The sequence below is a fragment of the Streptomyces sp. NPDC048416 genome (assembly GCF_043200435.1).
Taxonomy (GTDB): domain Bacteria; phylum Actinomycetota; class Actinomycetes; order Streptomycetales; family Streptomycetaceae; genus Streptomyces.
Genome location: NZ_JBICXU010000023.1, coordinates 111,225 through 119,602, shown reverse-complemented (window position 1 = coordinate 119,602; position 8,378 = coordinate 111,225). Strand labels below are relative to the sequence as shown.

Sequence of the window (8,378 nt, the reverse complement as noted above, 5' to 3'; positions counted from 1 at the left end):
GTGATAGCGGAGCTATCGGGGCGTTTCGGCAACGCCGCGAGGTGCCGTGCCAGGCGCCGCACCCCCGGCCATGATCCACCAGACACCCCCTAGCGGGCCCGCTCCACGCGGCGCTCGTCCCACACCGGCTCCGCCGTCTCACGGACCACACCGTCCGAGCCGAAGACCAGATAGCGGTCGAAGGACTTCGAGAACCAGCGGTCGTGGGTCACCGCGAGCACCGTCCCGTCGTACGACTCCAGACCGTCCTGAAGCGCCTCCGCCGACTCCAGGTCCAGGTTGTCGGTGGGCTCGTCGAGCAGCAGCGCGGTCGTGCCGGCCAGCTCAAGGAGCAGGATCTGGAAGCGGGCCTGCTGGCCGCCCGACAGCTTCTCGAAGGGCTGGTCGCCCTGCCGCTCCAGTTCGTAGCGCCGCAGCACCGACATCGCGGCCCCGCGGTCCTTGGCGTGCTCGCTCCACAGGATGTCGACGAGGGTGCGGCCCAGGAGCTCGGGGTGGGCGTGGGTCTGCGCGAAGTGCCCGGGCACGACCCGCGCGCCGAGCTTCCAGGTCCCGGTGTACGCCACCGACGCGTCCCCGGCGAGCAGCCGCAGGAAGTGCGACTTCCCGGAGCCGTTGGAGCCGAGCACCGCGACCCGCTCGCCGTAGAAGACCTCCAGCGAGAACGGCTTCATCAAGCCGGTCAGCTCAAGGTTCTCGCAGGTCAGAGCGCGCACACCGGTACGTCCGCCGCGCAGTCGCATCCGGATGTCCTGCTCGCGCGGCGGCTCGGGCGGCGGGCCCGCGTCCTCGAACTTCTTGAACCGGGTCTGCATCGCGTGGTAGCGGGACGCCATGTCCGGGCTGATCGCGGCCTGGTTGCGCAGCCGCAGGACCAGCGCCTTCAGGCGGGCGTGCTCCTCGTCCCAGCGCCGCTTCAGCTCCTCGAACCGCGCGAACCGCTCACGGCGGGCCTCGTGGTAGGTGCCGAAGCCGCCGCCGTGCACCCACACGTCCGTCCCCGCGGGGCTCGGCTCCAGGCTCACGATCCGCTCGGCGGCCCGCGACAGCAGCTCCCGGTCGTGCGAGACGAACAGGACGGTCTTGCGGGTCTCGCGCAGCCGCTCCTCAAGCCAGCGCTTGCCGGGCACGTCCAGATAGTTGTCCGGCTCGTCCAGGAGCAGCACCTCGTCGGGCCCGCGCAGCAGCGCTTCGAGCACGAGCCGCTTCTGCTCGCCGCCGCTGAGCGTGCGCACCTCGCGGAACTGGGCCTTGTCGTACGGCATGCCGAGCGCGGCCATGGTGCACATGTCCCAGACCGTCTCGGCCTCGTACCCGTGCGCCTCGGCCCAGTCGCTGAGCGCCTGCGCGTACTTCATCTGCGCGGCCTCGTCGTCCACCGTCACGATCAGGTGCTCGGCCGCGTCCACCTCGGCCGCCGCCTCCCGGATGCGCGGCTGCGCCACGGAGACCAGCAGGTCACGCACCGTACGCTCGTCCCGTACGGAGCCGACGAACTGCGGCATGACACCGAGCCCGCCGCTCACCGACACGGATCCGCCGTGCGGCTGGAGCTCGCCGGAGATCATGCGGAGCAGCGTCGTCTTGCCGGCCCCGTTGGCGCCGACGAGGGCCACCACCGAGCCCTCCGCCACCCGGAACGAAGCGTCGCCGAGCAGCACCCGCCCGTCCGGCAGGTAGTACTCCAGGTGTGCAGCCTCTAGATGTCCCATGGGCGGATTGTCACCCAGGCCCTGCCTGCCTGAACAATCGAATTAGGATGCGCGGCATGAGCTTTGGGCAAGGGGGACCCGGGTGGGGCCCGGGGGATCAGCAGACACCGGACTGGGCGGCCCTGGCCGACGCGTCGGCCGCGCGCAGCAGGCGCCGCAAATGGCTGTTCCTCGGCGGGGGTGCGGTGGCGACGGCGGCGGTCGTCGCGGTCGTGGCCGCGGTGATCGTCAGCGCCGGTTCTTCGGACGACGGCACATCGGCGGACAAGCTGCCCGCTCCCCCGGCGCTGCCGAGCGACAGCACGCAGCCCCAGCCGTCGTTCTCCCATGTGGCGCCGCCGCCCCCGCCCAACCCGTACGACTACGTCGCGAGCGCGCAGAAGGACAAGGCGCCGCTCGGCGCCGACACCTTCTTCCCCGGCAAGAGCCTGACCCTGGGCAGCGGCGTCTACGCCAAGGGCCCCACCGACAAGGTCACCGCCTGCGCCGCCGCCACCCAGGGCACCCTCGGCTCGACGCTCGACAACAACGGCTGCCGCCAGGTCATCCGGGCCACCTACACCAAGGACGGTGTCGCGGTCACGGTGGGCGTCGCCGTGTTCGACACGGACACCGCGGCCAAGAAGGCCAAGGAACAGGCGTCGGGCACCCTCGCCTCACTGTCCGGCTCGGGCGTCGCCACCTTCTGCCGGGGCGGTTCGGTCTGCCGCAGCACGACCAACTCCTACGGCCGCTATGCCTACTTCACGACCGGAGGCTTCGCCAACGGCAAGAACGTGACGAAGGGCGACACCACCGTCTTCACCGCGGGGGACGAGCTCGCGCAGTTCGTCTTCGACCAGATCGTCGCCCGCGGCAGGACTCAGGCCTCAGCAGCAGCCGCCCAGCCCGCTTCCTGAACTCCCCGGCAGCGTCCGCATGTTGCGTGCCTGCTTGCTGCGCGCGGCCAGCAACTCGTCCGCCGGGTAACCGACTTCCTCAAGAGTGAGCCCGTGCGGCTTGACCACATGCACCGACGAGTCCCGCACCGCCGCCGCCAGCACCTTCCCCGGCCACTCCACACCGCGGTGCCCGTCGCCGACGTACAGGAGCGCTCCGACGAGCGAGCGCACCATGTTGTGGCAGAAGGCGTCGGCGCGCACGGTCGCGGTGACGACGCCGTCGTCGCCGCGCACCCAGGACAGCTCCTGGAGGGTGCGGATGGTGGTGGCGCCCTCGCGCTTCTTGCAGTACGCCGCGAAGTCGTGCTCGCCGAGCAGCGCCGCGGAGGCCGCGTTCATCGCCTCGACGTCCAACTCCCAGTCGTGCCACAGGACATGGCCGCGCAGCAGCGGGTCGACACCGCCGACGTTGTCGGTCACCCGGTACGCGTACCGCCGCCAGATCGCGGAGAACCGCGCGTTGAACCCGCTCGGGGCCTGCGTCACGCGCCAGATCCGCACATCGTGCGGCAGCCGGCCCGCAAGGCGCCGCAGCAGCTTCTCGCGGTGCTCGGCCCACACCTCTTCCGGCAGGTCGACGTGCGCGACCTGGCCGCGCGCGTGCACCCCGGAGTCCGTACGCCCCGCGACGGTCAGGTCGTACGTCGTGTCCGAGCGCGTGACCGTGCGCAGCGCCCCCTCGATCTCGCCCTGCACGGTCCGCCGCCCGCCGGGCTGCTTGGCCCAGCCGGAGAAGTCCCTGCCGTCGTACGACAGATCAAGACGCACCCGGACGTGGCCGGGCTCCACCTCATCGCTCACGTAACCGATCCTCTCAAAGCATCCACACAACGGAACGGGCCCGCCCCCCGAAGGGAACGGGCCCGTCCATCAGCCAGTAGAACGCTTACGCGTCCTTCGCCTCGTCGGCCGGCTTGGCGTCCTCGACGACCTCGGCCTCGGCGGCCTTGGTCTCGGACTCCTTGACGGCGCGCACGGTGGCGGCCTCGGCCTCGGCGACGGTCGCCTTCTTGGCGATCTCGCCCTCGACCAGCTCGATCACGGCCATCGGCGCGTTGTCACCACGGCGGTTGCCGATCTTGGTGATACGGGTGTAGCCACCCGGACGCTCCTCGTAGCGGGGCGCGATCTCGGTGAAGAGGGTGTGGACGATGCCCTTGTCGGTGATCGTCTGAAGCACCAGGCGACGGTTGTGGATGTCGCCCTTCTTCGCCTTGGTGATCAGGCGCTCGGCGACCGGACGCAGGCGGCGGGCCTTGGCCTCGGTCGTCGTGATGCGGCCGTGCTCGAAGAGCGACTTCGCCAGGTTGGCGAGGAGCAGACGCTCGTGCGCGGCGCTGCCGCCCAGACGGGCACCCTTTGCGGGACGCGGCATGGTGATTCTCCTAGTGATCTGCACCGGCCGTATGAGGTACCGATGTCAGTGTCCGAGCAGGCGGATGCCTGTCGGAGATCCAAGCCCCCGAAGGGGCTTGGAAGGGGCGCGGGGAACTGCGCGCCCAGCCGAAGCCGGAGCCGCAGAAGCAGTACAGCCTCCCCGCGGAGCGTCCTAGTACTGCTCGGTCTCCACGAACCCGGCGTCCGCGTCATCATCGGCGCCGAAGGCGTCAGCCGCGGCGGTCGGGTCGAAGCCGGGAGGCGAGTCCTTCAGCGCGAGGCCCATACCGGCCAGCTTCGCCTTGACCTCGTCGATCGACTTCGCACCGAAGTTGCGGATGTCGAGCAGGTCGGCCTCGGAGCGCGCCACGAGCTCACCCACGGAGTGGATGCCCTCACGCTTGAGGCAGTTGTACGACCGAACGGTGAGCTCAAGCTCCTCGATCGGCAGGGCGAGATCGGCGGCGAGCGCGGCGTCCGTCGGGGACGGGCCCATGTCGATGCCTTCGGCGTCGATGTTGAGCTCGCGCGCCAGGCCGAACAGCTCGACCAGGGTCTTACCGGCCGACGCCATGGCGTCACGGGGACGCATGGCCTGCTTGGTCTCGACGTCGACGATCAGCTTGTCGAAGTCGGTGCGCTGCTCGACACGGGTCGCCTCGACCTTGTACGTGACCTTGAGCACCGGGGAGTAGATGGAGTCGACCGGGATGCGGCCGATCTCCTGGCCCAGCTGCTTGTTCTGCACGGCGGAGACGTAGCCGCGACCGCGCTCGACGGTCAGCTCCATCTCCAGCTTGCCCTTGCCGTTGAGCGTGGCGAGCACCAGGTCGGGGTTGTGCACCTCGACACCGGCCGGCGGGGCGATGTCAGCAGCGGTGACCAGGCCGGGACCCTGCTTGCGCAGGTACATCACGACCGGCTCGTCGTGCTCCGAGGAGACGACCAGCTGCTTGATGTTCAGGATGAGGTCGGTGACGTCCTCCTTGACGCCCGGCACGGTGGTGAACTCGTGCAGGACACCGTCGATCCGGATGCTGGTGACAGCGGCACCGGGGATCGAGGAGAGGAGCGTACGACGCAGGGAGTTGCCGAGCGTGTAGCCGAAGCCGGGCTCCAGGGGCTCGATGACGAACCGCGAGCGGTACTCGTCAACGACCTCTTCGGTCAGCGAAGGGCGCTGAGCGATAAGCATGGGGAGATCCTTCAGTCATGGGCACCCACTATTTGATGCCCTGCTGGGTACTGCTGGGTACTGCGTACTGCAAGGGTACGGGCGGCACGCCTCGAAGGAGCCGTACCGCCCAGAACCTCAGGTCAAGCGACGTGCGTCAGACGCGGCGGCGCTTGGGCGGACGGCAGCCGTACTGCGATGTCTCGGGGGGTAACCCCCGGACCCCCAGCCGACCGCCGAGCCGATCCCAGGCCGTGCGTCAGACGCGGCGGCGCTTGGGCGGACGGCAGCCGTACTGCGATGTCCCGGGGGGTAACCCCCGGACCCCCAGCCGACCGCCGAGCCGATCCCAGGCCGTGCGTCAGACGCGGCGGCGCTTGGGCGGACGGCAGCCGTTGTGCGGCGTCGGGGTGACGTCCTGGATCGAGCCGACCTCAAGGCCGGTGGCCTGGAGGGAGCGGATCGCGGTCTCGCGGCCGGAGCCCGGACCCTTGACGAAGACGTCAACCTTGCGCATGCCGTGCTCCTGCGCGCGGCGGGCGGCCGACTCGGCGGCCATCTGCGCGGCGAACGGAGTCGACTTGCGGGAGCCCTTGAAGCCGACGTGGCCGGCGGACGCCCAGGAGATCACGTTGCCCGAGGGGTCCGTGATCGAGACGATGGTGTTGTTGAACGTGCTCTTGATGTGCGCGTGGCCGTGAGCGACGTTCTTCTTTTCCTTGCGGCGCACCTTCTTGGCAGCGCCCTGACGACCCTTGGGGGGCATGTCTTACTCCAGCTGGAGAGGGGAGGTGATCGGTCCTACAGCGAAGACCGCTGAAAAGCGTCCGCTGTGGACTACTTCTTGCCCGGCTTCTTCTTACCGGCGATGGCGCGACGCGGGCCCTTGCGGGTACGAGCGTTCGTGCTGGTGCGCTGACCGTGGACCGGCAGACCACGACGGTGGCGCAGACCCTGGTAGCAGCCGATCTCGACCTTGCGGCGGATGTCGGCGGCAACCTCACGGCGAAGGTCACCTTCGGTGCGGAGGTTGGCGTCCACGTACTCGCGGATCTTGACCAGGTCCTCTTCGGCCAGGTCACGAACGCGGGTGTTCGGGTTCACGCCCGTCGAGGCGAGGATCTCCTTGGACCGGGTGCGCCCGATACCGAAGACGTAGGTGAGTGCGATCTCCACGCGCTTTTCGCGCGGGATGTCAACACCTGAAACGCGTGCCATTTACTGGCTCCAGTTGTTTTCGGGGGTCTTCCACAGCACCGTTCCCGACCGCCGTACTAGGTACGTTTCGGGTCCCCGGCCCCCGCCGGAGGTGTCACCAGCCGGGCATGCCGACCAGGTGGGTGCTGCGTATGTACGTTTTGCTCGCGTCGCTCGAAGAACTGCGGAGTGCAGGTCGGTCGGCGTGCGTCAGCCCTGGCGCTGCTTGTGGCGCAGGTTGTCGCAGATGACCATGACCCGGCCGTGACGGCGGATCACCTTGCACTTGTCGCAGATCTTCTTGACGCTCGGCTTGACCTTCATGGGATGTCAGGTTCTCCGGGTCAGTGCCACCGCCGCCGCTGAGGGCGACGTGGGCAAGATCTACTTGTACCGGTAGACGATCCGGCCACGCGTCAGGTCGTAGGGAGAAAGCTCCACGACGACCCGGTCATCCGGGAGGATGCGGATGTAGTGCATCCGCATCTTGCCGCTGATGTGCGCGAGGACTTTGTGACCGTTCTGGAGTTCCACCTTGAACATGGCGTTCGGGAGGGACTCGATCACGGTGCCCTCGATTTCGATGGCACCTTGCTTCTTGGCCACGCTTCGCCCTTCGAATCGGCTACCTTGATCGACTCCCGCAGCCGTGTGTGGACACACGGGTACACGAGAGCCGACGCATCAGTCTACGACAGGCCACTCGAAAAGACGAATCCGGGGAGTTTGCCCGTCATCGTAGATCCTTAAGCGGCCTGGCGTACGTGTCTGGGCCGGCGGGTCAGGCCAACGGGTCGGGCGTCGTGGTCACCCCGTACTCCGCCAGCTTCGCCCTGCCGCAGTCGGGCATGGTCGCGGGCTCGACGCCAGGGCGCCTCACAGCTTCGCGCGGCTGCGCCGGCCTCCGACCGACGACGGCCCGCCTCAGCCCAGCGGATCCGGCGCCGTGGTCACCCCGTACTCCGCCAGCTTCGCCCTGCCGCAGTCCGGCATCGTCAGGACCAGCGGCCCGTTCTCCGTCAGGGCCACCGAGTGCTCCCAGTGCGAGGACCAGGAACCGTCGGTCGTGATGACGGTCCAGTCGTCCTCAAGGACCTCCGTGCGCGGGGTGCCGAGGGAGACCATTGGTTCAATGGCCAGGCAGAAGCCGGGGATCAGCTTCGGGTTGTGGCGGCCGAGCATGCGGCGCTTGTCCACGTAGTTCAGGAGGTGCGGGTCCATGTGCATCTCGGACCCGATGCCGTGGCCCCCGTAGTCCTCGACGATTCCGTACTTGCCGGTCGAGGGGCGGGGCTGGCGGCGGATGTACGACTCGATCGCGCGCGAGACGTCGATGAGCTTGTTGCCCTTCTTCACCGCGGCGATGCCGGCCCACATCGACTCCTCGGTGACCCGGGAGAGCTCGACCAGCTCGGGCGCGTGGCCGGAGCCCACGAATGCGGTGTACGCGGCGTCGCCGTGCCAGCCGTCGATGATCGCGCCGGCGTCGATGGAGATGATGTCGCCGTCCTTGAGGACGGTCTTGTCGTCCGGGATGCCGTGCACGACGACCTCGTTGACCGAGGTGCAGATCGTGGCGGGGAAGCCGCCGTACCCCAGGAAGTTCGACTTGGCGCCGTGCTCGGCGATCACCTTGCGGGCCACCTCGTCCAGGTCCTTGGTCGTGGACCCCGGGACCGCGGCTTCGCGGGTGGCGGCGTGGATCGCGGCGACGACCAGTCCCGCCTCGCGCATCTTCGCGATCTGCTCGGGGGTCTTGATCTCCACCATGTGCGGCTCACGCCTTTCTGGACAGGTACGGGTCACCCCCAACGATAAGGCTTCCCTGTCCGGCCCCGAAGACGAGCGCCCACCCCGCCTCGCGCAGTTCCCCGCGTCCCTGGCGGGACCGGTGCCAGGCAGCATGGAACACCCCCAGCCCTCCCGCGCAGTTCCCCGCGCCCCTGGCGGGGCCGGTGCCGGGCGGCATGGAGCACC

At 69.0% G+C, this 8,378-nt stretch carries 10 protein-coding genes; 1 reads left to right on the top strand and 9 read right to left on the bottom strand.

The annotated features are described in order from the left end of the window. Positions 1-89: 89 nt before the first annotated feature. Positions 90-1,712: an ABC-F family ATP-binding cassette domain-containing protein gene (locus tag ACGFW5_RS25675; RefSeq protein WP_393836622.1), complete on the bottom strand. Its 1,623-nt coding sequence runs from the start codon at positions 1,710-1,712 to the stop codon at positions 90-92. A gap of 56 nt (positions 1,713-1,768) precedes the next feature. On the opposite strand from ACGFW5_RS25675, the gene ACGFW5_RS25670 reads away from it, so the two are divergent. Beyond that, on the top strand, positions 1,769-2,611 hold the full coding sequence (locus ACGFW5_RS25670; RefSeq protein ID WP_393836621.1) for a hypothetical protein: 843 nt from the start codon (positions 1,769-1,771) through the stop codon (positions 2,609-2,611). Here the strand turns inward: ACGFW5_RS25670 and truA are convergent. From truA to map, 8 genes are all read right to left on the bottom strand, one after another. Next, positions 2,582-3,454, bottom strand: a complete 873-nt coding sequence (gene truA / locus ACGFW5_RS25665) for a tRNA pseudouridine(38-40) synthase TruA (RefSeq protein ID WP_393836620.1) — start codon at positions 3,452-3,454, stop codon at positions 2,582-2,584. The genes ACGFW5_RS25670 and truA overlap by 30 nt on opposite strands. Positions 3,455-3,539: 85 nt before the next feature. Further along, entirely contained in the window at positions 3,540-4,028 is a 489-nt protein-coding gene (rplQ, locus tag ACGFW5_RS25660; protein WP_393836619.1) for a 50S ribosomal protein L17, read from the bottom strand. A gap of 174 nt (positions 4,029-4,202) precedes the next feature. Further along, positions 4,203-5,225, bottom strand: a complete 1,023-nt coding sequence (locus tag ACGFW5_RS25655) for a DNA-directed RNA polymerase subunit alpha (protein ID WP_010473911.1) — start codon at positions 5,223-5,225, stop codon at positions 4,203-4,205. A gap of 340 nt (positions 5,226-5,565) precedes the next feature. Further along, the gene (gene rpsK / locus ACGFW5_RS25650; protein WP_003956432.1) at positions 5,566-5,970 is read right to left on the bottom strand and encodes a 30S ribosomal protein S11; all 405 of its coding nucleotides are present in this window, start codon (positions 5,968-5,970) and stop codon (positions 5,566-5,568) included. A 71-nt stretch (positions 5,971-6,041) separates the two neighbouring features. Then, positions 6,042-6,422, bottom strand: a complete 381-nt coding sequence (rpsM, locus tag ACGFW5_RS25645) for a 30S ribosomal protein S13 (RefSeq protein ID WP_053727621.1) — start codon at positions 6,420-6,422, stop codon at positions 6,042-6,044. Positions 6,423-6,611: 189 nt separating this feature from the next. Next, entirely contained in the window at positions 6,612-6,725 is a 114-nt protein-coding gene (gene rpmJ / locus ACGFW5_RS25640; protein ID WP_003956441.1) for a 50S ribosomal protein L36, read from the bottom strand. A gap of 60 nt (positions 6,726-6,785) precedes the next feature. Continuing rightward, on the bottom strand, positions 6,786-7,007 hold the full coding sequence (gene infA / locus ACGFW5_RS25635; protein WP_003956442.1) for a translation initiation factor IF-1: 222 nt from the start codon (positions 7,005-7,007) through the stop codon (positions 6,786-6,788). 318 nt (positions 7,008-7,325) lie between these two features. Beyond that, the gene (map, locus tag ACGFW5_RS25630) at positions 7,326-8,171 is read right to left on the bottom strand and encodes a type I methionyl aminopeptidase (RefSeq protein ID WP_393836618.1); all 846 of its coding nucleotides are present in this window, start codon (positions 8,169-8,171) and stop codon (positions 7,326-7,328) included. Between the last annotated feature and the right edge of the window lie 207 nt (positions 8,172-8,378).